This window comes from Haladaptatus sp. DJG-WS-42, assembly GCF_037198285.1.
Lineage (GTDB): Archaea > Halobacteriota > Halobacteria > Halobacteriales > Halococcaceae > QDMS2.
The window spans coordinates 549,330-572,577 of record NZ_CP147243.1; the positions used below are offsets into that span (position 1 = coordinate 549,330).

The 23,248-nt window shown below is 59.5% G+C and carries 23 protein-coding genes and 1 tRNA gene; 9 read left to right on the plus strand and 15 right to left on the minus strand.

Annotation, left to right across the window (positions count from 1 at the left end; all coding sequences use genetic code 11):
- Positions 1–186: 186 nt before the first annotated feature.
- On the plus strand, positions 187–408 hold the full coding sequence (locus tag V5N47_RS03055) for a hypothetical protein (protein ID WP_338729378.1): 222 nt from the start codon (positions 187–189) through the stop codon (positions 406–408).
- 4 nt (positions 409–412) lie between these two features.
- On the opposite strand, the gene V5N47_RS03060 is transcribed toward V5N47_RS03055, so the two are convergent.
- Together V5N47_RS03060 and V5N47_RS03065 are read right to left on the minus strand one after the other, a co-directional pair.
- On the minus strand, positions 413–832 hold the full coding sequence (locus V5N47_RS03060; protein ID WP_338729379.1) for a DoxX family protein: 420 nt from the start codon (positions 830–832) through the stop codon (positions 413–415).
- Between the two features lie 200 nt (positions 833–1,032).
- Positions 1,033–2,070 (minus strand): tyrosine--tRNA ligase, encoded by a 1,038-nt coding sequence (locus V5N47_RS03065; protein ID WP_338729380.1) that lies wholly within the window; start codon positions 2,068–2,070, stop codon positions 1,033–1,035.
- A gap of 409 nt (positions 2,071–2,479) precedes the next feature.
- On the opposite strand from V5N47_RS03065, the gene V5N47_RS03070 reads away from it, so the two are divergent.
- From V5N47_RS03070 to V5N47_RS03080, 3 genes are all read left to right on the plus strand, one after another.
- Positions 2,480–4,150 carry a bacterio-opsin activator domain-containing protein gene (locus V5N47_RS03070; RefSeq protein ID WP_338729381.1) on the plus strand — a complete coding sequence of 557 codons (1,671 nt, stop codon included), beginning with the start codon at positions 2,480–2,482 and terminating at the stop codon, positions 4,148–4,150.
- A 230-nt stretch (positions 4,151–4,380) separates the two neighbouring features.
- Positions 4,381–4,881, plus strand: a complete 501-nt coding sequence (locus tag V5N47_RS03075; RefSeq protein ID WP_338729382.1) for a response regulator — start codon at positions 4,381–4,383, stop codon at positions 4,879–4,881.
- 104 nt (positions 4,882–4,985) lie between these two features.
- Entirely contained in the window at positions 4,986–5,783 is a 798-nt protein-coding gene (locus V5N47_RS03080) for an aldo/keto reductase (RefSeq protein ID WP_338729383.1), read from the plus strand.
- Position 5,784: 1 nt separating this feature from the next.
- Here V5N47_RS03080 and msrB read toward each other — a convergent pair whose 3' ends face one another.
- From msrB to V5N47_RS03120, 8 genes are all read right to left on the minus strand, one after another.
- Complete coding sequence (gene msrB, locus V5N47_RS03085; protein WP_338729384.1) at positions 5,785–6,192, minus strand: peptide-methionine (R)-S-oxide reductase MsrB; 408 nt, start codon at positions 6,190–6,192, stop codon at positions 5,785–5,787.
- A 63-nt stretch (positions 6,193–6,255) separates the two neighbouring features.
- Positions 6,256–8,040, minus strand: a complete 1,785-nt coding sequence (locus tag V5N47_RS03090) for an acetyl-CoA carboxylase biotin carboxylase subunit (protein ID WP_338729385.1) — start codon at positions 8,038–8,040, stop codon at positions 6,256–6,258.
- A gap of 29 nt (positions 8,041–8,069) precedes the next feature.
- Positions 8,070–8,333, minus strand: a complete 264-nt coding sequence (locus V5N47_RS03095; RefSeq protein ID WP_338729386.1) for an acc operon protein — start codon at positions 8,331–8,333, stop codon at positions 8,070–8,072.
- A 1-nt stretch (position 8,334) separates the two neighbouring features.
- Positions 8,335–9,885 (minus strand): acyl-CoA carboxylase subunit beta, encoded by a 1,551-nt coding sequence (locus V5N47_RS03100; protein ID WP_338729387.1) that lies wholly within the window; start codon positions 9,883–9,885, stop codon positions 8,335–8,337.
- A 99-nt stretch (positions 9,886–9,984) separates the two neighbouring features.
- Positions 9,985–11,415 carry a sodium-dependent transporter gene (locus V5N47_RS03105; RefSeq protein ID WP_338729388.1) on the minus strand — a complete coding sequence of 477 codons (1,431 nt, stop codon included), beginning with the start codon at positions 11,413–11,415 and terminating at the stop codon, positions 9,985–9,987.
- Between the two features lie 118 nt (positions 11,416–11,533).
- Complete coding sequence (locus V5N47_RS03110) at positions 11,534–12,871, minus strand: sodium-dependent transporter (RefSeq protein ID WP_338729389.1); 1,338 nt, start codon at positions 12,869–12,871, stop codon at positions 11,534–11,536.
- Between the two features lie 370 nt (positions 12,872–13,241).
- Positions 13,242–13,940 carry an SDR family oxidoreductase gene (locus V5N47_RS03115; protein WP_338729390.1) on the minus strand — a complete coding sequence of 233 codons (699 nt, stop codon included), beginning with the start codon at positions 13,938–13,940 and terminating at the stop codon, positions 13,242–13,244.
- A 45-nt stretch (positions 13,941–13,985) separates the two neighbouring features.
- Positions 13,986–14,942: an NADPH:quinone reductase gene (locus tag V5N47_RS03120; protein ID WP_338729391.1), complete on the minus strand. Its 957-nt coding sequence runs from the start codon at positions 14,940–14,942 to the stop codon at positions 13,986–13,988.
- A gap of 183 nt (positions 14,943–15,125) precedes the next feature.
- On the opposite strand from V5N47_RS03120, the gene sucC reads away from it, so the two are divergent.
- Positions 15,126–16,268 carry an ADP-forming succinate--CoA ligase subunit beta gene (gene sucC / locus V5N47_RS03125; RefSeq protein WP_338729392.1) on the plus strand — a complete coding sequence of 381 codons (1,143 nt, stop codon included), beginning with the start codon at positions 15,126–15,128 and terminating at the stop codon, positions 16,266–16,268.
- Positions 16,268–17,137, plus strand: a complete 870-nt coding sequence (gene sucD, locus V5N47_RS03130; protein ID WP_338729393.1) for a succinate--CoA ligase subunit alpha — start codon at positions 16,268–16,270, stop codon at positions 17,135–17,137. The genes sucC and sucD overlap by 1 nt, the downstream gene beginning before the upstream one ends.
- 78 nt (positions 17,138–17,215) lie before the next feature.
- On the opposite strand, the gene V5N47_RS03135 is transcribed toward sucD, so the two are convergent.
- The gene (locus V5N47_RS03135) at positions 17,216–17,485 is read right to left on the minus strand and encodes a DUF378 domain-containing protein (RefSeq protein WP_338729394.1); all 270 of its coding nucleotides are present in this window, start codon (positions 17,483–17,485) and stop codon (positions 17,216–17,218) included.
- A gap of 960 nt (positions 17,486–18,445) precedes the next feature.
- Here V5N47_RS03135 and V5N47_RS03140 point away from each other — a divergent pair.
- On the plus strand, positions 18,446–19,555 hold the full coding sequence (locus tag V5N47_RS03140) for an NADH:flavin oxidoreductase (RefSeq protein ID WP_338729395.1): 1,110 nt from the start codon (positions 18,446–18,448) through the stop codon (positions 19,553–19,555).
- A gap of 249 nt (positions 19,556–19,804) precedes the next feature.
- Here the strand turns inward: V5N47_RS03140 and V5N47_RS03145 are convergent, their stop codons facing one another.
- Positions 19,805–20,584 (minus strand): aldo/keto reductase, encoded by a 780-nt coding sequence (locus tag V5N47_RS03145; RefSeq protein ID WP_338730341.1) that lies wholly within the window; start codon positions 20,582–20,584, stop codon positions 19,805–19,807.
- A gap of 84 nt (positions 20,585–20,668) precedes the next feature.
- Entirely contained in the window at positions 20,669–21,325 is a 657-nt protein-coding gene (locus tag V5N47_RS03150) for a lactate utilization protein (RefSeq protein WP_338729397.1), read from the minus strand.
- 178 nt (positions 21,326–21,503) lie between these two features.
- On the opposite strand from V5N47_RS03150, the gene V5N47_RS03155 reads away from it, so the two are divergent.
- Both V5N47_RS03155 and V5N47_RS03160 read left to right on the plus strand, forming a co-directional pair.
- Positions 21,504–21,644 carry a hypothetical protein gene (locus V5N47_RS03155; protein ID WP_338729398.1) on the plus strand — a complete coding sequence of 47 codons (141 nt, stop codon included), beginning with the start codon at positions 21,504–21,506 and terminating at the stop codon, positions 21,642–21,644.
- 131 nt (positions 21,645–21,775) lie between these two features.
- Positions 21,776–22,441 (plus strand): hypothetical protein, encoded by a 666-nt coding sequence (locus V5N47_RS03160; protein WP_338729399.1) that lies wholly within the window; start codon positions 21,776–21,778, stop codon positions 22,439–22,441.
- Positions 22,442–22,777: 336 nt separating this feature from the next.
- Here the strand turns inward: V5N47_RS03160 and V5N47_RS03165 are convergent.
- Positions 22,778–22,852: transfer RNA gene (locus V5N47_RS03165), tRNA-Val, on the minus strand.
- A 62-nt stretch (positions 22,853–22,914) separates the two neighbouring features.
- Positions 22,915–23,190 carry a hypothetical protein gene (locus V5N47_RS03170; protein WP_338729400.1) on the minus strand — a complete coding sequence of 92 codons (276 nt, stop codon included), beginning with the start codon at positions 23,188–23,190 and terminating at the stop codon, positions 22,915–22,917.
- Positions 23,191–23,248 lie beyond the last annotated feature (58 nt).

A 23,248-nucleotide genomic window follows, 5' to 3' on the forward strand; every position in this document is an offset into this window, starting at 1 on the left:
TTGCGTGTCAGGACTCCTCGTAGATGAGCGTGGTGGTGTCGGTGGTCGTCGAAGCGCCATTTTCTTTAGGCAGAAATAGGCATGATTTTATACCATTGTGAACATCTCCCAGTCACACGCCGACGTGTGGGACTGTCGGCATCCGGCGAGGGGGGATAGGTTGTGACCGAATTTCAATAGAGCAAAATGTACAACGACGCAGTCAGTGACAATGGGAGCGCCGGGGAGCAAACAGCGGTTTCAGCAGGCGAAGAGCCAATTGCTCAGTGTGTCGCGATCGTAGAGGGGTACGACGACGCACCCGACGAGTGTACGATTTTCCCGCTCTACGTGGACGAAACGGTACAGACGACGACGTGGATTTCAGCCGCGGAAGGGTCGTTCGTCCGCCTTCGCGAGATGTGCTAAGTCGTTAGAAGAGGCCCATGTCGAGCGCGTAGGGCCACGTCGTGCCGCCGAGGGCGAGCACGATGAGGACGCCACCGAGCAGTCCAACGTTTTTCAAGAAAGCGGTCATCTCCGATTGCTGTTGGTCTTCCGGTGCGTTCCAGAAGTCGTGCATCTTCGGGGTAGCGACAATGAGGAACGTGGCGAGGGCACCAGCGCCAATCACGGGGTAAAAGCCGAGAATCAGCGAAAGGCCACCGAAGACGAGCATGACACCTGAGGCCACCACCGAGAGCGTCGGCGCTGGGACGCCTTTCAGCTCCGCGTAGCCGCTCATCTGGTCGGTCTGCATGAAGTGGTTGATGCCAGTAAAGGCGAGCATGCCGCCGAGGAGGACGCGAGCGAGCAGGAACGCAATCGCGCCACCGGTCGTTTCGAACACCATCAGGCAGTCACCTCCACCGGGCGAGTGCGTGTCAGTTGGGTACGGGGTTTCGTGTAGAGAGTTGGTAGCATCACGTTACCAGCCACGAGCCAGACAAACATACAATTTATCTGACATAAATGTTACCAGGTGACTTTGACAGCCACCCCGTTACACCGATGTCACTGACAGAGCGTCACAATCGGAAGAAAAACCGCGAGTTAGTCGTACTTCTCGGGGTACGCTGCCGCGAGGAGGTCGCGTTGTTCTGCAAAGCGCGTCCGGATTGGGTCGATGATGTCGGAGATGTACGCGCCCGTTGCCTTCTTCAAGTCGAGGGGGTGGAGGTCTTCTGCAACGAAGTCGGCTTCGAGGTCGTCGTAGTCGTCGTAGACGATGTCGCCGCCGTACTTCTCGGGGCGGTCGATGACGAACGGCTCGCCGCGCTCTTCTAAGATTGGGAAGACAAGGAAGCGGAGGTATTCGAGCACGCCGTTTTCCTCGACTTCGCCCTGCGGGCAGTACGCGTCGGTGATTTTCTCGACCACAACGTCCGCCTCGTCGGTGAGATTCACTTTCGACGATTCGTCAGAGGCGCTCATCTTGCCGCCCGAGAGCCCGGACAGAAGCGGTGCAAAGACACAAATTGGCGTCTCGAAGCCGTGTTCGGGGAGGACTTCGCGGCTCAGCATGTAGATGCCGCGCTGGTCGATGCCGCCGTAGGCGATGTCGGCGTCAAGCGCGGGGATGTCGAGGGTCTGCATCAGTGGGTAGATGAGGCCGCCAAGTTTCGGATTGTCGCTCTGGCGGACAACTTCGCTCCCGGCTCGCTGGACGCGGCTGATAGTCGTATCCGCGGCCATTCGGAGCAAGTCGAGCGAGTAGTCGCGTTCCAACTCGAAGTCGCGTCCGCGGATGAACTCGATTTGTGAGCCATCTGCACCGGCGGCGTCAATCATGCCCTCGATGGCTTCTTGGTAGTAGTCGGTGCGGGCGTCTAAGAGGTCGAACGGGCTCTTTTCGTCGTCTAAGTGTGCGTGGAGGTCTGCGACGAGGACCTTCACAGTGAGACCGGCGTTGAGGAAATCGGCGAGTTTGCGCATCGTCGTGAAGTGGCCAATGTGCATTTCGCCGGTCGGAGCTAAGCCGATGTAGACGGTGGGCGTCTCCGTTGTGGCGAAAATTTCCGAAAGCTCCTCTTCGGTGACGACCTCCTCTGTGTTGCGCGAAACGAGGTGTACGCGCTCCTCTCGGTCCATACGGGTGTTTGCCGTGGGCGGTGGTTAAAGGGTTTGATTCACGGGACGCTACCTCTCATGAACAGCAACATTATTACGTTCAGAAACATCCACTTTGTATGGTACTCTTCAGGCAGCAAAGCACAGACGAATCTTCGTCTGTCAACCGCCGAGACTGGCCTGAAGAAACACGGAGCAGGACAGCACCGCAGTCTCCGCCCTTTGGGCGTGAAAAATCGCACCCGCCACAGCCGTGGAGACAGCGGCACAGAATCCAACGGCAGTCGAATCCAGGGCAGTCGTGTGGCATCGCGCCTGCGATACCCGATGAAAGATACGAACTGCGGTCCTGTGAATCGAACAACGAACGGACTCCTTCAATTTGCCTTACATACACCGCGACCGCCACCGCGTTGTCACTACGCACGATATGACCGAGCCCACGTCTGATAACACGCCGCTTGGCCGCCTTACGGAGACGGTACAGCGACTCACGGAAAGCGATTCACCGACAGCCCTGTATGACCGGCTCGTCGCGGGTGGTGAGCGTCTTGCTGGCTGTGAGCAACTCATCGTCTACGAGTTTAGCGAAGAGCAAGGCGTGTTAATTCCCGTCGCTGGAGCCAAAGGCGAAACAACGGCTCCGGTCGAACACGGCGACGGCATCGTCTGGGAGGCGTTCATGGAGGGGCACGTGGTTCGGTCTGACCTCGCCAATGAAACGGTCATCGCCGTCCCCATCTCCACGCACGGCGTGGTTGTCGCAACCCTCGACCAAAACGTCCCGGCCGAGACGAACGAGGCGCTCACGGTACTCGCTCACACCGTCGCCGCGTTCCGCGACCGACAAAAAAGCGACGAGCGCGCGCAGGCGCACGAACACCGGGTTGACGAACAGGCACGCGACCTCGAACGTGCGGCGACGCTGAACGCCATCTTCGGTGCGGTTGGCGAAGCAATCGTGACTGCTTCGACGCTCAGCGAACTCAGTGAGGCGGTGTGTGAGAGTTTCGAAGCAGCAAAGCCGTACGTGTTCGCGTGGCTGTGCCGATACGACGATGCCACATCGACACTCGACGTGGTCTCCCAAGCGGGAATTGCGAGCGACTACGGTGAGCAGTTTACGAGCGCAGACCGCACGCCGAATTTGATGGAGACACTCGCGGCGACCGTGACGGCGGAAAACGAAGCCACCGTCGAAAACGTGCTCGATTCGGCCGAGTGGCGCACAGAGCGCAAAGACGCACTCACCCACGGCTTCAACTCGGTGGTCGCGATTCCGATCGGAACTGGCGAGCAGACGACGCACGTGTTGTTCGTCCACGTTGCGACGGCCCACTCGGTCACGGACACCGAACTCACGGCGTTCTCGAATCTCGGCCAACTCATCGGCCACGGCTTCCAAACCGTCGTCCGCGCGGGTCGTCAACTGACCGACGAGCGTGTCGAAATCGAAGTCCACACTGCAGACGAGCGCCTCCTTTGCAATCGTCTCTCGGCGAAGCTCAACTGTCGGATGAACATCGAAGGCATCTTATCGCAAGCAGAAGGGCAGACCGTAGCGTTCGTCTCGTTCGTTGACATCGACCCGGACAGTATCCTCGAAACCGCCACTGAGATGGAGAACGTGGTGGAGTTGGGCTTGATTTCCGCATCAGACAGTGTCTGCCTGTTCGAGATGCGCTTTTCAGAACCCGCGCTGATAGAGATTCTCGACGCACACGGCGCGGTGTTAAAGGAGATGGGAACCCAGCACGGACAGAGCCACATTCTCATTGACGTCCATCCTGACGTGTCAGTGCGCGAGATAGTGGACGCAATCAAACGCGCCTATCCCGACACCACGCTTGCGGCCCGCCGCGACCACACCACGCCGCGACAGACGCGCCACACGTTCTACGCACTCCTCGAAGCAGAGCTGACGGAAAAGCAGCTCACCGCGCTCAAAACAGCGTACCTCGGCGGATTTTACGAGTGGCCACGGGTGACCAACGGCGAGGAACTCGCCGCGACGCTCGACATCTCCGCGCCCACGTTGCAGTACCATCTGCGCGCGGCAGAACGCAAGCTCGTCACGCTCGCACTCGATGGGAAACTCTAGGTATGTAGAGTCGACTTTCTGAACCCTCTAGTCAAATAGAAGATTTACTTAACCACGTATCCTCCATATGATAGGTTGACCACAGTGAGTGTGGTCGTGAACTCAGACACCCCCCACGGTGGTGATTGTCGTTACCCCCACTCAACGACGCCGGACAACCCCCCAACGATTTGTCCGGCCACCATCACACTTGCGTTCATACTACGATTCAAACACTACCAAACAAGAGCATGACCGAATCCAAATACACGATTCTGATTGTCGATGACGAGAGCGACATCGTCGAGCTGTTCTCGATGTGGTTGTCCCCGGACTATACGCTCCGGGTGGCCACGGACGGGAACGACGCGCTCGAAATCCTCGATGAATCCATCGACCTGGTCTTGCTCGACCGACACATGCCGCGGCTTACGGGTGATGCGGTACTCGAAACAATCCGTGAACGCGGCCTTAGCTGTCGGGTGGCAATGGTGACGGCAGTCGAACCCGACCTCGATATTACCGAGATGTCGTTCGACGCCTACCTCTGTAAACCCATCACCAAATCGGCGCTGCGTAGCTTGGTCGAAACCCTGCTCGCACGCGACCGCTACGACACCGAAATCCAAGAACTCGCGATCCTAATGACCAAACGTAGTCTGCTCGAACAACAGCTTACACACAAAGAAATCGAGCAGAGCGAACAGTACGCCGCGTTAGTCAGCCGAATCGATTCGATGACCCGACCGTAATCCGGTCGACGCTTTCTGTACACCACTTCTTTTTGAGCCGTGGCTGTCCCCACAGCGACCATCCAAGCCGAATCCGTTAACCGCCCGAGTGAAAAAGCAGGCGTATGCGCGAGCTTCCGACCGTTGGTCTTGGCACGTACCTGAACGACGACCACGACCAGTGTGCAAAAAGCGTCGAAACCGCTCTGGAACTGGGCTATCGACACGTAGACACCGCCCAAGAGTACGGCAACGAAGCCGCCGTCGGCGAAGGACTTGCAGCGGCCTCCGTCCCCCGCGAGGACGTGTTTCTCGCCTCCAAAGTCGAGACGACGAACCTCGCCTATGAGGACGTGCGTTCGACCACCGAACAGAGCCTCGACCGCCTCGGTGTGGACACCCTTGACCTGCTCTACGTCCACTGGCCACTCGGTGCGTACGACCCAGCAGAGACCCTCCGTGCGTTCGATGAACTCTACGACGAGGGGACGATTCGCCACGTCGGACTGTCGAATTTCACACCGGAGTTACTCGAAGAGGCACTCGACCATCTCGATGCGCCGCTCTATGCCCACCAAGTCGAGATGAATCCCCTGTGGCAGCAACCTGAACTCCGCGAGATTGCACAGCGGGAGGGCCACCACTTCGTCGCCTACTCGCCGCTCGCCCAAGGCGCGGTGTTCGAGATTCCAGAACTGCAAGAAATCGCCGCCGCACACGACGTGAGCGAAGCACAGGTCTCCCTCGCGTGGCTCCGCGAAAAAGGGGCAAAGGTAATTCCGAAAGCGACCAGTCGCGCACACATCGCAGACAATTTCGCCGCGACAGACCTGACGCTCACTCCCGAGGAAATTACGAAAATAGACGCCGTAGACCGCGCAGCGCGCACCGTCGAGTTCGACGCCGCGCCGTGGAATCAGTAGGTCAGGCTTCGTCTTCGAAGGTGAGGCAAATCGAGTTTATGCAGAAGCGTTTCCCCGTCGGATTCGGGCCGTCGTCGAACACGTGTCCGAGGTGACTGCCGCAGTTCGCACAGTGGACTTCGGTGCGAACCATGCCGTGACTCGTGTCGCGTTCGAACTCGACTGCGCCCTCGATGGCGTCGTAGAAACTCGGCCACCCCGACGAGGTGAACTTCGTGTCGGAGGTGAACAGTTTCTGGCCACAGCCCTTGCAGGTGTAGGTTCCCGGGTCGTCCTTGTCGATGAACTCGCCAGTGTACTTCGGTTCGGTTCCCTGCTCGCGGAGCACTTTGTACTCCTCGTCGCTGAGTCGTTCGCGCCACTCGTCATCTGTTTTCGGCATTTCACTGGTGGCTGACTTTTCGCTCATACCGGCCTAGACGGCCGCGAGGCTCTTTTGGTTTTGCCCGCTTCGAAAAACGAAAGAAGTCGGTTATTCGATGACGATGAGCACGTCGCCCATGTTGACGCTCTCGCCTTCGGAGACGCCGACGTGCGTGACCGTGCCGGAGGCGCTTGCGACCACGTCGTTTTCCATCTTCATCGCTTCGAGCACACAGACCACGTCGCCCGAGTTGACCTCGTCGCCTTCTGCGACGTTGACTGCGAGGATGGTCCCCTGCATCTCGGCTGCGACCTGCTCGCCGTCGGTTGGGGCGGCCCCGCCACTGTCGTCAGAGTCGCTCTTCGATGGGCGTGGCGCAGACGGCTTCTTGTTGCCACCAGTTGCAGCGACGGCGGGCGCGCCGTGTTCTTCTAAGTTGACTTCGAAGCGCTTGCCGTTGACCTCAACGACGAACTCGCGTTCGACGGTCTCCTCGTCGCCCGCGGCTCCATCGCTTTCGGTGCCCCACTTTTCTTGGGCATCTTCGATGCGCGAAACGTCGAGTTCTTCGTCCAGATACTTCGTCGTGTGCGTTCCGGCGACGAAGTGGTCGTCGGTGAGCATCAGACGGTGGAACGGGATAACCGTCACGACGCCCTCGATGGCGAACTCCTTGAGCGCGCGCTTCGAGCGGGCGATACACTCATCGCGGTCTTTGCCGTGGACGATGAGTTTGCCAATCATCGAGTCGTAGTCGCCGCCGATTGTGTCACCCTGTCGAAGGGCGTCGTCCATCCGGACGCCAATGCCGCCCGGCGGAGCGTACGTTTCGAGCGTCCCCGTGGCAGGAGCGAACTGCTTTGCGGCGTTCTCGGCATTGATGCGGAACTCCATCGCGTGACCCTCGATTTCCACGTCGTCCTGTGCGAAGTCGAGTGCTTCGCCCATGGCGACCCGAAGCTGCCACTTCACGATGTCGATGCCCGTGATCTCCTCGGTAACACAGTGTTCGACCTGAATCCGCGTGTTCACTTCGAGGAAATAGAAGTTGCCGTCCTCGACGAGGAACTCGACGGTGCCTGCGTTCACGTAATCGGAGGCTTTCACACCCTGGCGGGCGGCCTCGCCGATTTCTGCGCGCAGTTCGTCTGAGAGTGCCGGGCTTGGGCCTTCTTCGATGACCTTCTGGTGGCGGCGCTGGAGCGAACAGTCGCGTTCTCCGAGGTGACGGACGTTGCCGTGTTTGTCAGCGATAATCTGCACCTCGATGTGGCGCGGTGATTCGAGGTACTTTTCGACGTACACAGACGGGTTGTCGAAGTAGGCTTCACCCTCGCGCTGGGCCGACTCGAACTGGTCTTGTGCTTCGTCTGCCGACTCGACGACCTTCATCCCGCGGCCGCCACCGCCACCCTCTGCCTTGATGGCGACGGGGTAGCCGTACTCGTCACCGAACGCTTTGACTTCGTCGCCGGAGTTTACCGGGTCGGTCGTCCCGGGGACGATCGGGACGCCTGCGGCGTCCATCACCTTGCGGGCTTTCGTCTTCTCACCGAGCTGTTCCATCGACTCGGCGTTCGGGCCAATCCACGTGATGCCAGCGTCTGCGACTTTACCCGCGAATTCGGCGTTCTCTGCGAGGAAGCCGTAGCCGGGGTGGATGGCGTCTGCCTCTGCCTTCTCTGCGGCTTCGATGACCGCTTCGTGGTCGAGATAGGACTCTGCAGCGCGCGCCGGGCCGATGTTGTACGCTTCGTCTGCATAGCGGACGTGACCGGCGTTTTTGTCTGCATCGCTGTACACTGCAACGGTGCCAATTCCTAGCTCTTCGCAGGCACGCATGACACGCACTGCGATTTCACCTCGATTGGCGACGAGAACTTTATTGAACATTTGTGAATAAGGGTGTATAATCAGTCGCGTTATCTCATTCTATCGGTTCTACCTGCGGCCGCCCACGCGTCCGTGGGCGCACGCTCTGGAACCCGAACGATGCGTTGCTGGAGGCTGTCCATCCGTCCAGCGAACGTCCAGCGTTTGCCGTCCCACGTTTCTTGCCCGCCTTCTGCGGCGGCGGCGACGGCGAGGTCTTGGAGGTGTGCGCCGATGGCAGCGGCGATGGCGGCGGCTTCGTCTGCATCCGCGTCGTCAATGTCGAGCGCCGCAAGTAGCTCTTCTACGTCCATCTCAGAGCGGGATGTTGCCGTGTTTGCGGTCTGGCTGACTCTTGCGCTTCGTCCGGAGCATCTTGAGGTCGTTGATGAGCCGTGGGCGCGTTTCCTGTGGCTCAATCACGTCGTCAACGTAGCCCTTCTCTGCGGCCTCGTATGGGTTGGCGAAGGCGTCGCGGTACTCATCGATGAGTTCTTGGCGCTTTTCTTCGACGTTCTCTGCGTTTGCGAGTTCCTTGCGGTAGAGGATGTTCACCGCGCCCTGTGGCCCCATCACGGCGAGTTCGGCGGTTGGCCAGGCGTAGTTCACGTCCGCGCCGAGGTGCTTCGAGGCCATCACGTCGTACGCGCCGCCGTAGGCTTTGCGCGTGATGACGGTCAAGAGCGGGACGGTGGCTTCCGAATAGGCGTAGAGGAGTTTCGCACCGTGTTTGATGATGCCGCCGTGTTCTTGGTCGGTTCCCGGCATGAATCCGGGCACGTCCACGAAGGTGACGAGTGGGATGTTGAAGGCGTCACAAAAGCGCACGAATCGGGAGCCTTTGAGGCTGGATTCGATGTCCAACGTCCCGGCGTTGATTTTCGGCTGGTTGGCGACGACGCCGACGGCGTGGCCGTCGAGTCGGGCGAAGCCGATGACGATGTTGCGGGCGTACTTCTCTGCGACCTCGAAAAAGGAGCCCTCGTCCATCACCCGGTCGATGACGTTCACGATGTCGTAGGGCTTCTGTGGCTGGTCGGGAACGACCTCTTTGAGCTCGTCGTCGCGGCGCTCTGGGTCGTCCCACGGCTCGACGCGCGGTGGGTCTTCGACGTTGTTCGACGGCATGTACGAAAGCAGGCGACAGATGTCGTCGAGGGCTTCTTCCTCATCGGCCGTCGAGAACTGGGCGACGCCACTTTTCGTGTTGTGGGTTTTCGCGCCACCGAGTTCCTCCATGGTGATGTCCTCGCCCGTGACGGTCTTGATGACCTCGGGGCCGGTAATCATCATGTGGCTCGTGTCTTCGACCATCAGGATGAAGTCCGTGATAGCAGGGGAGTACACCGCACCGCCCGCACACGGCCCCATGATTGCCGAAATCTGCGGGATGACACCGGAGGCTTGCTGGTTGCGGTGGAAGATGTCCGCGTAGCCCGCGAGCGAGACGACGCCTTCCTGAATCCGGGCGCCTGCGGAGTCGTTCAAGCCGATGATGGGCGCGCCGACTTCCATGGCTTTGTCCATCACTTTCACGACTTTCTCTGCGAACACTTCACCGAGCGAGCCGCCGAAGACGGTGAAGTCGTGGGCGAACACGAAGACGGTGCGTCCGTCGACCTCGCCGTAGCCCGTCACGACGCCGTCGCCGGGAATCTGCTCTTCTTCCATCCCGAAGTTGTGCGACCGGTGGGTGCGAAGCTGGTCAAACTCGGTGAAGGTGTCCTCATCGAGGAAGTAGTCGATGCGCTCGCGCGCCGTCATCTTCCCCTTCTCGTGTTGGGCTTCGATTCGGTCTTCGCCGCCGCCGAGGAGCGCTTCCTCGTGTTTCTCGCGTAACTCAGAGATCTTCTCGTCCATCGTCATGGGGACTCACTCCATACCGCATTCATGCTACATCGATACAGAAGCGCCCCAAAAAGGATTCCGTAAAGAGGCAATTGTCTGTTCGACAGCTGTCGAATCTTACAGCACCGAGGTCGGTCTGCGCAGGCCAACGAAGGCCACGAGACCGATGACGACGCTGAGAAGGAGGGTCATCCACGTCTCGACGGAGCCGGTGAGACTGAGTGCCCCGAAGATGCCGGTCAGGAGCGTGAACACCAAGAACAGCGGCAACACGACGCCTGCGGCGAACAGCCACGGCGTGGCGAGCGATTTGCCGAAGTCGGACGCACCCTTTGCGAACTCGGTTGCGGCGTCGCGCCCGAGCACCCAGCCAACGAACAGCAAGAACGCGAGAATCCCGGCGGTGAGCATCAGGTCAACGAGCGTTCCGGCGATGAAGCCGAACACAGCGGGTCGAAGTGCGTTGACGGCCATGATGGCCGACACGAATACGAGCAGGCCGCCGGTTGCGGTAGAGCGTTCGACACCGAACTCGTCAACGAGGAACGAGACGGGGATTTCGAGCATGCTGATGGAACTCGACAGCGCCGCGAGCGCGACGACGCCGAAAAAGAGCGTCGCAACGAGCGCGCCAATCTCGAAGCCAGCGACTGGCGGGAGGTTGGCGAACGCACCGGCGATGCCGATGAACAGCGCGCCGGGGCCGCTTTGTGCTGCCATTTCAGGGGCGAAGCTGAACAGGAGCGGGAAGACGACGAGGCCAGCGAGAACGCCGACAAAGGTGTTGAGCACCGCAATCGCGGAGCCATCGAACGGGAGCGAGCGGTCTTCACCGAGGTACGAAGCGTAGGTGATCATCGTCCCCGCGCCCACGGAGAGGGTGAACAGCGCCTGTCCGGCGGCGGCGGGGAGAATGCTGAGGAAGTTTTCGCTGAGGTACGTCCAGTCAGCGCCGAGGTAGAAGTCGTAGCCTTCTGCGGCGTTTGGCTGGAAGAACGCCCAGATGGCGAAGGCGATGAGCAGGATGACGATGGCGGGCATCATCACCTTCGTCGCCATTTCGATGCCCTTGCGGATGCCCGCGAAGACGATGAGTGCCGTCAAGACGAGAAACAGCAGGCCAAAGCCGACGGCTCCGGTCGTCCCGAAGGAGATGGACTCGTAGAACGCGCCGGGTGCACCGAAGTACGCGCCGGTCGGACTCGCGACGAGGTAGCGGAGAATCCACCCGCCGACCACGCTGTAAAACGAAAGGAGGACGACGGCGGTGATGACGCTGAAGCCGCCGACAAACTCCCACGCCCGTGAGCCGGAGAGCTCTCGCATTGCGCCAACGGGGTTGCGTTTTGCGCGCCGACCGATGACGAACTCCCCAAGCAGGCCGGGGACGCCCACGGCGAAGACGATACCGAGATAGACGATGAGGAATGCACTGCCGCCGTTTTCCGCGGTTATCCACGGAAATCGCCAGATGTTACCGAGTCCAACGGCGCTGCCGACGGCCGCGAGAATGAACCCAATTTGGGTTGCCCAGGTTTCTCGTGTCATTGCAGCGCACTCACCAAGGCGTACCTAAGTGACTTTCGAGTTTCAATCCGGCAATAAAAGAACAGTACAGCCGCTCAGTCGGCCGATTTGGGCGGAACGTTTGTGAGGGTTCGGGCGGTTAGAGCGGCGGCATGATACCCTCTTCCATCAGCGTCTGGATACCGAAACCGAGGGTCACGATGACGCCGAGGAGAACAACCGTTCGAACCGTCCACAGCCAGGTCGTGCTGAACGTCGTCCGATTTTGCATGCCCTTGAGGAGCTCTCGACTTGCGTCGCCACCGAGAACCCAGCCCACGAAGAACAGGAGCAAGAGGACGCCGAACGGCAGGAGGAACTTGTAGGCAAGCGTGTCGAACCAGCCGAGCCACGCGATGTCGAGCGCGGACGGGATGCCGAGGGCGAAGATGATGCCACCGACGCTGAGCGCGGCAGGCTTGCGGCCAACGTCGTAGTGGTCAACAATGTACGCGACGACCACTTCGAGGAGGCTGATAGCCGAGGAGAGCGCGGCGATGAGCACGACGCCGAAGAAGATGACGCCGACGATTCGGCCGAGTCCACCGAGGTCTGCAAAGGCGCTCGCCACGGCGACGAACAGCGCGCCGGGACCGCTCGTGTTCGGGTCGATACCCTGTGCGAACAGGAGCGGGAACACGACGAGGCCGGCGAGAATACCAACGAGCGAGTTCAAGAAGACAATCATGAGCCCGTCTTTGGCGAGGTTGTCGTCGTTGCCGAGGTACGAGGCATAGGTGATCATTGCGCCCATGCCGAGCGAGAGCGAGAAGAACGCCTGCCCGACGGCGAACGGCACGATTTCCGTGAAGTTGGCGCGGACGACGCTCAAATCCGGGTTGAGGAAGTAGCCGTAAGCGTCCATCGCGGCGCTCGGGTTGTTGACGTACGCGAAGCCAGCGAGGCCGACGAGGATGAGCGCAATCGAGGGAACCATCAGCTTCGTGGCTTTCTCGATACCGCCCTCGATACCGAAGGCGACGATGCCGATGGTGATGGCCATGAACACGGCGTGGAGCGCGAGCGCTTCAGGCCCAGCAGAGATGGCTCCGAAGTACTCACCGGGTGCACCGAAGTACGCGCCCGTGGCGCTGCCGCCGATGTATCGAAGCACCCAGCCGCCGACGACGGAGTAGTATGAAAGAATCCAGAAGCCAGTGAAGAGGCCGAGCGCACCGACGATACGCCAATTTTTGAAGCCGAGTTTCTTGAACGCGCTAATCGTGTTGAGGTTGGTTCGTCGGCCGATGACGAACTCCGCGAGCATCGCCGGGAAGCCGATGGCGATGGCCGCGCCGATGTAGACGACGAGGAACGCAGCCCCGCCGTTGGTCGCCGTCTTGAACGGGAACTGCCAGAGGTTCCCGAGGCCGACGGCACTGCCGACGGCCGCGAGGATAAATCCCATCCGCGTTGCCCATGTCTCTCTGTCACTCATGTGTGAAACCCCCTATCAGGATGGCTCAAATAAATGTCCCGATTTGTCGTGACTTACCAAACACCTGACTGGTATGTTTATCGTGCGGACATATGAGAAATGCACACACGACGCGAGTGTTATAGAATAACAAGAGCCAGCACGTAGGGAAGATGTCTGAGATATTATATAGAAAAATCACCGCATGTGAATCTAGTCGGACACAAATTGGCAGATTGCAAATATTGCACGAACAGGAATATGGCTTCGGATTCGTCTGGGTCGATGCCGAGGCGAGCGTAACATTCACGGAGACTATTTCTGGAAAAATGAAGACGTGTTCGGCGAACCGGGACAGTTGGATTGCGGATTACGACGAAAACGGTGTGCGTCAGGCCTCGCCGTACACCGGCACCGCCGCCCCGCTCGTCACGTCCGCGGCGTCGCTACAGAGGAACATGATGACGCGCGCGATCTCGGCTGGTTTGACCCACGTGTCGTGGTCGGAGTCTGGCATCGCCTCGCGGTTTTGCGGCGTGTCGATGACGCTTGGCATGATGGCGTTTGCTCGCACCACTCCGTTGTTTTCCTCGGCAATCGTCTCGGTGAGCAGGCGAACGCCGGCTTTCGCGGCGCGGTAGGGACCGTCGCCTTTCCCACCTTCAAGCGAGGCGCGGGCGCTCGTGGAGACGATTGCGCCTTTCGTCTCTTTGAGGTGGGGAATGGCGTGCTTGCTCGCGAGGAACATCGTTTTCAGGTTGACGTTGAACAGCATGTCGAAGGTGCCCACCTCGGTTTCGTCGATGGGTGTCCCGCCTTTCCACGTCCCCGCGATGTTCACGAGCGCGTCGAGTTGCCCGTGGTCTGCGACGATTTTCTCGAACGTGGATTCGACTTCTGCTTCGTCCGTGAAATCACCCTCGTAGAAGTGGACGCCCGCGGTGAGCGTGCCAGACTCCGGTTCCACCACGTCCGCCGCGCAGACAGTGGCTCCGGCTTTGGCGAACTCGTTTGCGACGGTGCTTCCGAGCGCGCCGCTCGCGCCAGTCACGACAACCACCTTCCCCGAGAAATCGAACTCGACACTCATGGCTACTGGTTGGCGTGGAAACAGGATAAAGGTGGGGCGAGTAGGTCAGGGCGTGACCACGAGTTTGCCGAGGAAACTCTCTGCGAGAACGGCGTCATGGGCGGCTGCCACCTCATCAAGCGCGTAGGTCTCGTGGACGAGCGGCGTGAGTGCCCCGTCGTCCATCAGCGTGCCGAGTCGTGCGAGGACGGCCCCGATGTCGGGCGTATTGAACATCGAGACGTGGTGTACGGAGAGTGCTTTCGCGCGGGCGGCGGGCACGCTCGGGAAGGTGGCTTCCGGGTCCTCGTTCCCGATGGCGACGATGCGAGCGCCTTTCGCCGCCACCTCACAATCGAGCGGCAGGTACTCATCGAGGCGGTGGTCGAGAATCACGTCTGGTCTGCCTGCGCCTTCGATTGCGTCTTGTAAGTCGTCGCGCGCGTAGTCGAGCACCACGTCCGCGCCCAGTTCCTCGAGCGTGCCGTGGTACTTCGGGGAGGCTGTGGTGACCACCCGTGCGCCCGTGGCGCTGGCGATTTGGACGGCCATGTGGCCAACACCGCCGCTGCCGCCGTGGATGAGCACCGTCTCTGCGGGTTCTAAGCTCGCGGTTGCGATGAGCGACTGCCACGCGGTGACGCCGACGAGCGCGGCCCCGGCGGCTTCCTCGAACGAGACGGATTCGGGGAGCGGTGCGGCCAGCTCGGTGGGCACGGCGACGTACTCGGCACAGGTGCCTTGCACCCAATTGCCGAGGGCGGTGGCGTAGATTTCGTCGCCTGCACTATATTCGGTGACGCCGTCACCGACTGCGGTGACGACGCCCGCCACGTCAGAGCCGGGAACCCACGGGAGCGAGCCGGGCTTGTACGCCCCCTCGCGGAAGTAGGTGTCCACCGGGTTGATGCCGGCGGCGTGGACGGCGACGAGCAGTTCTCCTTTGTCGGGTTCGGGGCGCATGACTTCCTCTGTCTGGAGCACATCCGACCCACCGTGTTCGTGGTAACGTACAGCGCGCATAGGAGAGCGAACGTGAGCGCCGTGGAAAAGCGTGACCCATCAGGAGAATCACCCGGTGTGTTCACTCGACCATGTGGCCTGCACACAGTTCGCGCAGATATTGCCACGCGGCGACGGTAGCGGCAATTCCCGACGGTCGGAATGAAAGGGATTTAAGCGACGTGTTCACACGCTAGTATACGTATGAAGCTGCACGAGTATCAAGCGAAGGATATCTTCGCAAACGCGGGGATTCCAACGCCAGACTCGGCGCTCGCAACCACCGTAGACGAGGTTGTCGAGGCTGCTGAGTCGCTTGGTTATCCCGTAGCGGTGAAGGCCCAAGTTCACGTCGGTGGTCGTGGCAAGGCCGGAGGCATCAAACTCGTTTCCGACGAAGACGAGGCGCGAGAGGCAGCCGACGCAATTCTCGGCATGGACCTCAAAGGCTACACCGTCGAGAGCGTTCTCGTCGAGGAAGCCGTCGACTTCGTCGATGAACTCTACGTCGGCGTGACGATGGACCGCGGCGAGGGCAAGCCCGTGGCCATGGTCTCGACGAAAGGTGGGGTCAACATCGAAGAGGTCGCAGAGGAAACCCCCGAGGCAATTGCCCGGGAACACATCGACCCGGCATTCGGCATGCACCCATACCAGGCCCGTCGCGCCGTCTACGGCGCTGGTGTGGACGCAGACGTCGCCCGTCAGGTCTCCTCGATTCTCCAGACGCTGTTCCAGCTCTGGGACGACAAGGACGCGAGCGACATCGAGGTCAACCCGCTGATGGTCACTTCAGACAACGAGGTCGTCGCGGCAGACGCCGTCATGAACATCGACGACGACGCGCTGTTCCGCCAGCCAGACCTCGCGGAACTCGAAGAGGAAGCCTACGAGGACGACTTAGAGCGCAAAGCCGGCGAGTACGGCTTCGACTACGTCCGTCTCAAGGGCAACGTCGGCATCATCGGCAACGGCGCAGGGCTCGTCATGACGACGCTCGACCTCGTCGACTACTACGGTGGCAAGCCAGCCAACTTCCTCGACATCGGTGGCGGCGCAAAGGCCTCCCGCGTGGCGAACGCGCTGGACATGGTCTTCTCCGACCCGAACGTCGACTCTGTTGTCTTCAACATCTTTGGCGGCATCACCCGCGGTGACGAGGTGGCGAAGGGTATCAACGAAGCGCTCGAAAGCTTCGACGAGATTCCAAAGCCCGTCATCGTCCGTCTCGCAGGGACGAACGCCAAAGAGGGCATGGAGATTCTGAACACCGACCTCGTGCAGGTCGAAGGCACGCTTGAATCGGCCGTTCAAGCGGCTGTTGCACGCGCAGAGGAGGTTCAATAATGAGTGTATTTGTCGATAAGGACACCCGCGTCGTCGTCCAAGGGATTACGGGCGGCGAAGGGAAGTTCCACACCGAACAGATGATGGAGTACGGGACGAACGTCGTCGCCGGTGCCGTTCCGGGCAAGGGCGGTCAAGAAGTGAAGGGCGTCCCCGTCTACGACACCGTCAGTGAAGCCGTCGAGGAAGAGGACGCGGACGCATCCGTTGTCTTCGTCCCACCAGCGTTCGCCGCAGACGCCATCTTCGAGGCACTCGACTCCGACCTTGACCTCGTCGTGGCCATCACCGAAGGCGTCCCAACGCAGGACATGGCGAAGGTGTACAAGCGCCTCTCCGAGGTCGACACCCGCCTCATCGGTCCGAACTGCCCCGGCCTCATCACGCCGGGTGAAGCCAAACTCGGCATCCTGCCGGGCAACATCTTCTCCGACGGCAACGTCGGGCTTGTCTCCCGGTCGGGGACGCTCACCTACCAAGTCGTGGACAGCCTGACTCAGCGCGGGATTGGCCAGACCACGGCAATCGGTATCGGTGGCGACCCAATCATCGGCACGTCGTTCGTCGACGCGCTCGAAGCGTTCGAGAACGACCCAGAGACCGAAGCCGTCGTCATGTGCGGTGAAATCGGTGGCGAGGACGAAGAGGAAGCCGCCGCGTTCATCGCAGAGCACATGGACACGCCGGTCGCTGGCTTCATCGCTGGCCGCACGGCTCCACCAGGAAAGCGCATGGGCCACGCGGGCGCAATCGTCTCCGGCTCGGGGACGGGCACCGCAGAGTCCAAAATCAACGCGCTCAACGACGCGGGCGCACCAGTCGGCGACACCCCAGAGGAAGTCGCAGACTACATCGAAGAGTTCCTCTAAGCAGCCCCGCTGTCACTTTTTATTGCGCTTCGCTCCGTAGCAACTGCTCACAGCGTACGGTCGTCGAAAAAAGCGGTCTTATGCGGGCTTTTCTGCCATCGGTTTCTCGGCGCGTGCGGAGTAGAGCTGGTACGCGAAGTACAGCTCGTAGACGCCCGCGAGGCCAACGAGGAGATAGATGAGGTTCTCAAGCGTCGGAATCGAGCCGAAGATGAGATTCACTACGTTCCAGTTGGCATTGATAAAGCCCCCAATCCCGACGAGACCCCAGTTAAGCGCACCCACGATAACGAGGATGAGCGATGCCCAGTCGAGAACGCTTGCTCTAATTCTGCCTTCATACTGCATGGTTTAACACCGAATTAAAGAACGCACGCTGAGGAGAAAAAGATGTCTCGTAATCATACAAGATTATCCAGTATTATCGTATACACGAGTGTAATGGAATTAATCTAGGTGTGAGGCAGTCACACGACCACTGTCGGTCGGTTTCAGCAGTCATTAACGCGTCAATTTTCAGTATACTCACGGGATGGTGAACAGGAGAAAGTATATCACATAGCAAACCACGAACTCGTGGTTAGTGTGTCAGAATTGAGAACAGTTTGAGCGAATGTGGCAGTTCATGAAAAATAGACTGGCGCTGGCGGACGCCAGTCAGGGTGGCTAACCCATAGTACAGCTTGCACGACCATGTTGGTCTGGTGGTAATCGTTCCGCAGCGGTTCGTTCCTACCGACCACCCCCACCGCAGTTGGAGTTCGTTTCACGCATTACAGCCCAATCGATGTCGATGAGGGTGATAAAGCTTTGCTATAAGGACAATAATAGGTCGTTTTAGTATCGAAGGGACCTAGTAAAATCGGAAAAACACAAACGTCCGTCTAAAAATATCGTCTAAAGAATATTGTGACGTGGTTTTCGAAAGTGTGGTGCTTGCAAACGCTACACTTGAGTGATTTTCACCGTGGGGCAGGCGTTTCGCAGGTCACCAGTCTATCGAATGAGCTAAAATTGGCTAGCTGGCCATTCACTGTGGCGCATGGGTGCTGAAGAGCAAGCACGAGGGTCACCGCCAGCGACGTGGGGTTACCATCCTCGGCATCATCAACGCCATCCGTCGCTTCGCCGAGGAAGACTACCTTGTCTCCCACCGGCGTGAAAGTCGAGCGTCGTCCACGGAAACGAAGAGAGGTGACAGCCAGGTGAACTCCTCAGTGAGCGAATCACACAATCAATCACGGCGGGACGGTAGAACGCGCACACACCCGCCGGGTGGTTTTTAGTCGGTGACGCATTGTCTTGGTGATGAAATCAGAGACGTCCCTCTTCGACAAACTCACTCTCGGGTCGCTCACACTCGACAACCGCGTCGGTCTCGCACCAATGACGAGAACGAGCGCGACCGAGGACGGAACTGCAACCGCGGAGATGGCTCGCTACTACGCGAAGTTCGCCCGTGGCGGCTTTTCGTTCCTCATCACCGAGGGCACCTACACCGACAAAACCCACAGTCAGGGGTATCACAACCAGCCCGGCCTCGCAACCGATGAGCAGGCCGCCTCGTGGGAACGCGTCGTGGACGCGGTACACGACGAAGACAGCGCCATCTTCGCTCAACTGATGCACGCTGGGTCACAGGCACAGGGCAACCGCTTCACGGACGAGACCATCGCGCCCGCCGCCGTCCAGCCAAAAGGCGAACAGAGTCCCCTCTACGGCGGCGAAGGCGAGTTCCCCGTCCCGCGCAAGATGACACACGAAGACATCTCCTCGGTCATTGAGGGCTTCGCCGCCTCCGCAAAACGCGCCGAAGACGCTGGTTTCGACGGCGTGGAGATTCACAGCGCGAACGGGTACCTGCTCCACACGTTCCTCTCTGCTGAGTACAACACGCGCGACGACGAGTACGGTGGCACAGCCGAAAATCGTGTTCGCTTCACCCGCGACATTGTCGAAGCCATCCAAGAAGCCACCGCAGACGACTTCGGCGTCGGCGTCCGCATCTCACAGGCGATGGTGAGCGACGAAGAACACAAATGGGATGGCGGCGAAGACGACGCCGCCGTCTTCTTCGACGCCCTGAGCGAGGCTGGTGCAGACTACATCCACACGACCGACGGCGACGCAACCGCCCCAACGTTCGGTGACGACGGGCCGACGCTCGCCGAAGCCGCCGTTGAACACGGCGACGTCCCCGTCATCGCAAACGGTGGCCTCGGCGACCCCGAGGCGGCTCGTGAGGTCATCGACTCCGGCGCAACGCTGTTCACGCTCGGAACGAGTGCGCTCGCAAACCCGGACTGGCCAACGAAGGTCGCAAACAACGAGGCACTCTCCGACTTCGACTTCGAAAAGACGCTGTTGCCAAAAGCCACCATCAGCGACTTCGAAGTTCCGGCCCCCGCTGACGACTGAACCTACCCTGCGTTCATGTTCCCGTTTCGGAACGGCAATGGCCCGACCAGTGAGCGGCTGCGATGGTCGATTCGACAGTCGCTACTCATGGCTCTCACTGACAGCGATATCGGTGCCGCGTATCTGTGCTGCGCGCGCCCGGAGACGGCCCGGCGAGTGAGACACAGTCTCCGCTCGAAATCGGGTGCAGCAATCGACTTCGTCGACTAACGTCGCGTCGTGGTGAAAAGTGTCCGAATCACCCCAGTCCTACCACGGCGCGAAATCTGAGTCGATGAGTCGGTTTTCTACGTCGAGACCGTCAAGGCGCTCTTTGTCCGCGGTCGTCAGTTCAATGAACTGGCTCTCAAAATTCGCGCGAAGATGCTGCTCGTTGCTCGACTTCGGAATTGCGGTAATCCCGTTCGCCCGGAGCCACGCCAGGCTAATCTGGGCCGGTGTCGCGTCGTAGTTCTCGGCGACGGCTTCGATGTCGGAATTGTTAGCCACCTCGTTTCGCGCAATCGGTGAGTAGGCGACGAGTTCGATGTCGTGGCCTGCGCCGTAGATGCGCAGATTTTGCTGCTGAAGGAGTGGGTGGCATTCGACTTGATGCGCGAAAATCGGCGCGTCGAGGTGCTCTCGCGCCTCGTCGAGCAAGTCAGTCGTGAAATTCGAGACGCCGACGTGTTCGATGCTGCCAGCTTCGTACAACTCGTCGAACGCAGCGAGCGTGGCTTCAGGGTCGTACTCGCCCGCTGGCCAATGAACGTAGAGCAGGTCGAGGGAGTCGAGGCTGAGGCGGTCGAGACTCTCCTGTGCCCCTGAGAGGACGTCGTCGTAGCCGAGCTTGTCTGGCCAGAGTTTCGTCGCGACGAACAGCTCGTCTCGTGGGACAGCCGACTGTGCGATTCCCGCGCCGACGGCGTCCTCGTTATCGTAGTGTTGGGCCGTGTCGATGTGCCGATAGCCAATGTCGAGTGCCGTCTCGACCGCTTGTGTCGCCTCGTCGCCTTTCATCCCGTACGTCCCGAGGCCGAGTCGAGGCATCTCAGGCTGCTGCTCTTCCATGGGTGAAACGGAGTGACGGCGAGCAAAGAGAATTGGGACTGGGTGTGAAACGGCGAGTTCGGCCTAGAAGCCGAGGTCGTCGCGGACGAGCACGAGCGTCGTGCGCCCTTCGGTCGTCTCGTGGCGGTAGATGAGTTGCTTCGCAATCACACTACCAACGCCGTAGGCGTCCTGCGCGCGGGCGTCTTCAAGCGGATACGCGACGTCTTCGAGGCGGTCGAGCGCCGCGGACAAGTCCTCGACAATTTTGTTCGTCCCGGCGACGAGCAGGAGATTCTTCGCCGCGAACGGATACGCCCCGATACGACTCCCGGAGGCGTCTGCGGCCACCAACTCGCCAGATTTCGCGATGGCGTTGACGCTCCCGAGGAAGTAGTCGGCCGTCTGCGCCTCACGCCGGGCGTCGAATCGCGCCTCGTCGTCCTCGATGGCAACGACCTCTGCGTGGAGGTTCTCCCAGTCGTGGTCGCCCTCGTTCAGATAGTCCATGAACCCGATTTCTTCGAGCGTCGTGGAGTGGCCGTCCATCACCGACGCACCGGCTGGAATCTGGCCAATGAGTTCCTCGTTCGCTTCCTCCGCAGAATCAACAACTACGACGTTGAAACCACGAGCCTCTAGGTTCTCGACCGCCGCGTCGAGTTCCGCCTCGCTCGGGCGTTCGTCAAGTGCTTCGTCGTACGATACCTCGTCCTCGTAATCGGCCTTTGTCTGTGACATTGTTGTATGGGCGTGCGCCAGCGCCTTCGCTCAGGGACTGACACACCAGAGTTCCGTACCTTCATTTTGGACTGGGCACACAAAAGCGCTCGCGGACATCGGTGTCAGCAGGTGACGCGAGTGTTAGTGGGGTGAGTTGGCTACAACACTGAAGGCACATCGCCACCGTCACCAACGCATGGGAATCTGTCCATACTGCGAGAACAGCGTCTCAGCCGTCGAAGAAGTCATCCAAGAAGGTCAGGTCCTCGTTTCCCAATGGGTGTGTCCGAGCTGTAATTACATCCTTGGCGTGGCCGCGAGTGAAGGTGGAAGGTAGGTCGGGGTACATGGACAACGCGGACGGGACGTTGTAAGAGGTTCCACGTAGCTCGATATTGTACATGCTACTTCCTTCTGACACGGCCTGACCTGCCAAAGGTTCATCACATCATACCGGGTGTGATAGGTATGGTTGATATTCAATCACTATGGGGGTCAATAAAGGGGGACGTGGTCAGGTTTTTCGATAGCTGGAATATATTGGGTGGAATAGGAGTCGTAATAATAGGCGCAGTTTCGTGGGTCGTAGGCGAATTTTCAACCGAAAGCGTACTGGTCACGGTTACAGGGCTATACGCCTATATCGCTTTTAATCAAATGCGTGAGTCAAGATTGAACCAGCCTGCCAGTCGTCTTGCAGTACGCCCTCACTTTCGTCAACTCGATGATTCGGGAACCTACGACTTCGGACTCAAGAATTTCGGTGACAGTCCAGCACTCAATCTTCGGCTTAAAGCGATTCTTAGAGAAGGAGACGATTCTGTAGACACTCTAATGGTCTCTACAAAGGATTGGCACTTTCACTTGGAAGAAAACCAGTTCATATCATTGACCACAAAGCCATCAGCTAAAGAGTCATTCGGCGACTTAACAGACGCTGATAACCCGGTTTTTGATAACTACGAGCAAAAGTCTATCGAGCTCTACTACACGTTCGAATCGAACAACGGCATCCAGTACCCCCGCGATTGGAACAAACCTTTGGAGATGGAGATCGACGATGTCGTGGAAAAATCGAACAAACCACGAATGGTCGAGTTGGCCGAAATCCGTAAGAAGTGTATTAGCTCCTGAACGGTCTGCTAACCATTTCATCATGGCTCATCGGTCGAATTGGGCGGGAAGCGCGCCAGTCTAAGATATTCACACAGCTCTCGTCGGCAAATTCATCTGTAGGAAGGGAGGATGGGGCGGATTTGAACCTCGCTCCGCTTCGTTCCCTGCTTCAAATCCTACGTGACCATTTCGACGACACGGACGACTCGCTGCGCTCGTCGGTTTTGCGCTGAGATAAGTAGTGGGTCGGGGCGGATTTGAACCCCAGTCGCTCCACTTCGTTTCGCTCCTTGATTCAAACCGCCCGCTCGTCACAACAGCAGTCGCTCGCGGAGTTGCTCGCGACAGAAGTAGTGGGTCGGGGCGGATTTGAACCGCCGACTTCCTCCGTGTGAAGGAGGTATCATAACCAGCCTAGATCACCAACCCTCTGCAGTACCTCGTTTCCGACGGCTGAACTTAAGGGTTACTTTCGGCAGCCGAAAAAAGGCTTAGTCGGACGCTTCTTCGCGGCTCGACCGGTAATCATCGAGGCGTCCGCGGGCGCTGGCGATTGCCTCGCGGGTCTCACCCTCGGCTCGCTCCTGCAGCTTCTTCAGTTCATCTCGCACCTCGTCAACGCGAGAGGGCTCTGGCTCCTCGTCTTCGCGGCCAGTGAGCGTGCGGAACTTCTCCTGGATTGGCGCGAGTTCGTCTGAAACGCCGCGTTTTGCCGTCTCGCCGGCGCGCTTCAGGTAGTACTGCGTATCTTCAAAGTGCTTGTTCATACGTATTATAATACGGCAACACTGAATAAAACCCTTATGCCCACGACAGTACGTGCGT

Coding starts and splice junctions, on each gene's coding strand:
- V5N47_RS03090 (WP_338729385.1), bottom strand. CDS start 8,040: ATGTTCAATAAAGTTCTCGTCGCCAATCGAGGTGAAATCGCAGTGCGT.
- V5N47_RS03120 (WP_338729391.1), bottom strand. CDS start 14,942: ATGCGCGCTGTACGTTACCACGAACACGGTGGGTCGGATGTGCTCCAG.
- V5N47_RS03065 (WP_338729380.1), bottom strand. CDS start 2,070: ATGGACCGAGAGGAGCGCGTACACCTCGTTTCGCGCAACACAGAGGAG.
- sucC (WP_338729392.1), top strand. CDS start 15,126: ATGAAGCTGCACGAGTATCAAGCGAAGGATATCTTCGCAAACGCGGGG.
- V5N47_RS03170 (WP_338729400.1), bottom strand. CDS start 23,190: ATGAACAAGCACTTTGAAGATACGCAGTACTACCTGAAGCGCGCCGGC.
- sucD (WP_338729393.1), top strand. CDS start 16,268: ATGAGTGTATTTGTCGATAAGGACACCCGCGTCGTCGTCCAAGGGATT.
- V5N47_RS03155 (WP_338729398.1), top strand. CDS start 21,504: ATGGGAATCTGTCCATACTGCGAGAACAGCGTCTCAGCCGTCGAAGAA.
- V5N47_RS03150 (WP_338729397.1), bottom strand. CDS start 21,325: ATGTCACAGACAAAGGCCGATTACGAGGACGAGGTATCGTACGACGAA.
- V5N47_RS03115 (WP_338729390.1), bottom strand. CDS start 13,940: ATGAGTGTCGAGTTCGATTTCTCGGGGAAGGTGGTTGTCGTGACTGGC.
- V5N47_RS03095 (WP_338729386.1), bottom strand. CDS start 8,333: ATGGACGTAGAAGAGCTACTTGCGGCGCTCGACATTGACGACGCGGAT.
- V5N47_RS03100 (WP_338729387.1), bottom strand. CDS start 9,885: ATGACGATGGACGAGAAGATCTCTGAGTTACGCGAGAAACACGAGGAA.
- V5N47_RS03080 (WP_338729383.1), top strand. CDS start 4,986: ATGCGCGAGCTTCCGACCGTTGGTCTTGGCACGTACCTGAACGACGAC.
- V5N47_RS03055 (WP_338729378.1), top strand. CDS start 187: ATGTACAACGACGCAGTCAGTGACAATGGGAGCGCCGGGGAGCAAACA.
- msrB (WP_338729384.1), bottom strand. CDS start 6,192: ATGAGCGAAAAGTCAGCCACCAGTGAAATGCCGAAAACAGATGACGAG.
- V5N47_RS03135 (WP_338729394.1), bottom strand. CDS start 17,485: ATGCAGTATGAAGGCAGAATTAGAGCAAGCGTTCTCGACTGGGCATCG.
- V5N47_RS03105 (WP_338729388.1), bottom strand. CDS start 11,415: ATGACACGAGAAACCTGGGCAACCCAAATTGGGTTCATTCTCGCGGCC.
- V5N47_RS03070 (WP_338729381.1), top strand. CDS start 2,480: ATGACCGAGCCCACGTCTGATAACACGCCGCTTGGCCGCCTTACGGAG.
- V5N47_RS03110 (WP_338729389.1), bottom strand. CDS start 12,871: ATGAGTGACAGAGAGACATGGGCAACGCGGATGGGATTTATCCTCGCG.
- V5N47_RS03060 (WP_338729379.1), bottom strand. CDS start 832: ATGGTGTTCGAAACGACCGGTGGCGCGATTGCGTTCCTGCTCGCTCGC.
- V5N47_RS03145 (WP_338730341.1), bottom strand. CDS start 20,584: ATGCCTCGACTCGGCCTCGGGACGTACGGGATGAAAGGCGACGAGGCG.
- V5N47_RS03075 (WP_338729382.1), top strand. CDS start 4,381: ATGACCGAATCCAAATACACGATTCTGATTGTCGATGACGAGAGCGAC.
- V5N47_RS03140 (WP_338729395.1), top strand. CDS start 18,446: ATGAAATCAGAGACGTCCCTCTTCGACAAACTCACTCTCGGGTCGCTC.
- V5N47_RS03160 (WP_338729399.1), top strand. CDS start 21,776: ATGGTTGATATTCAATCACTATGGGGGTCAATAAAGGGGGACGTGGTC.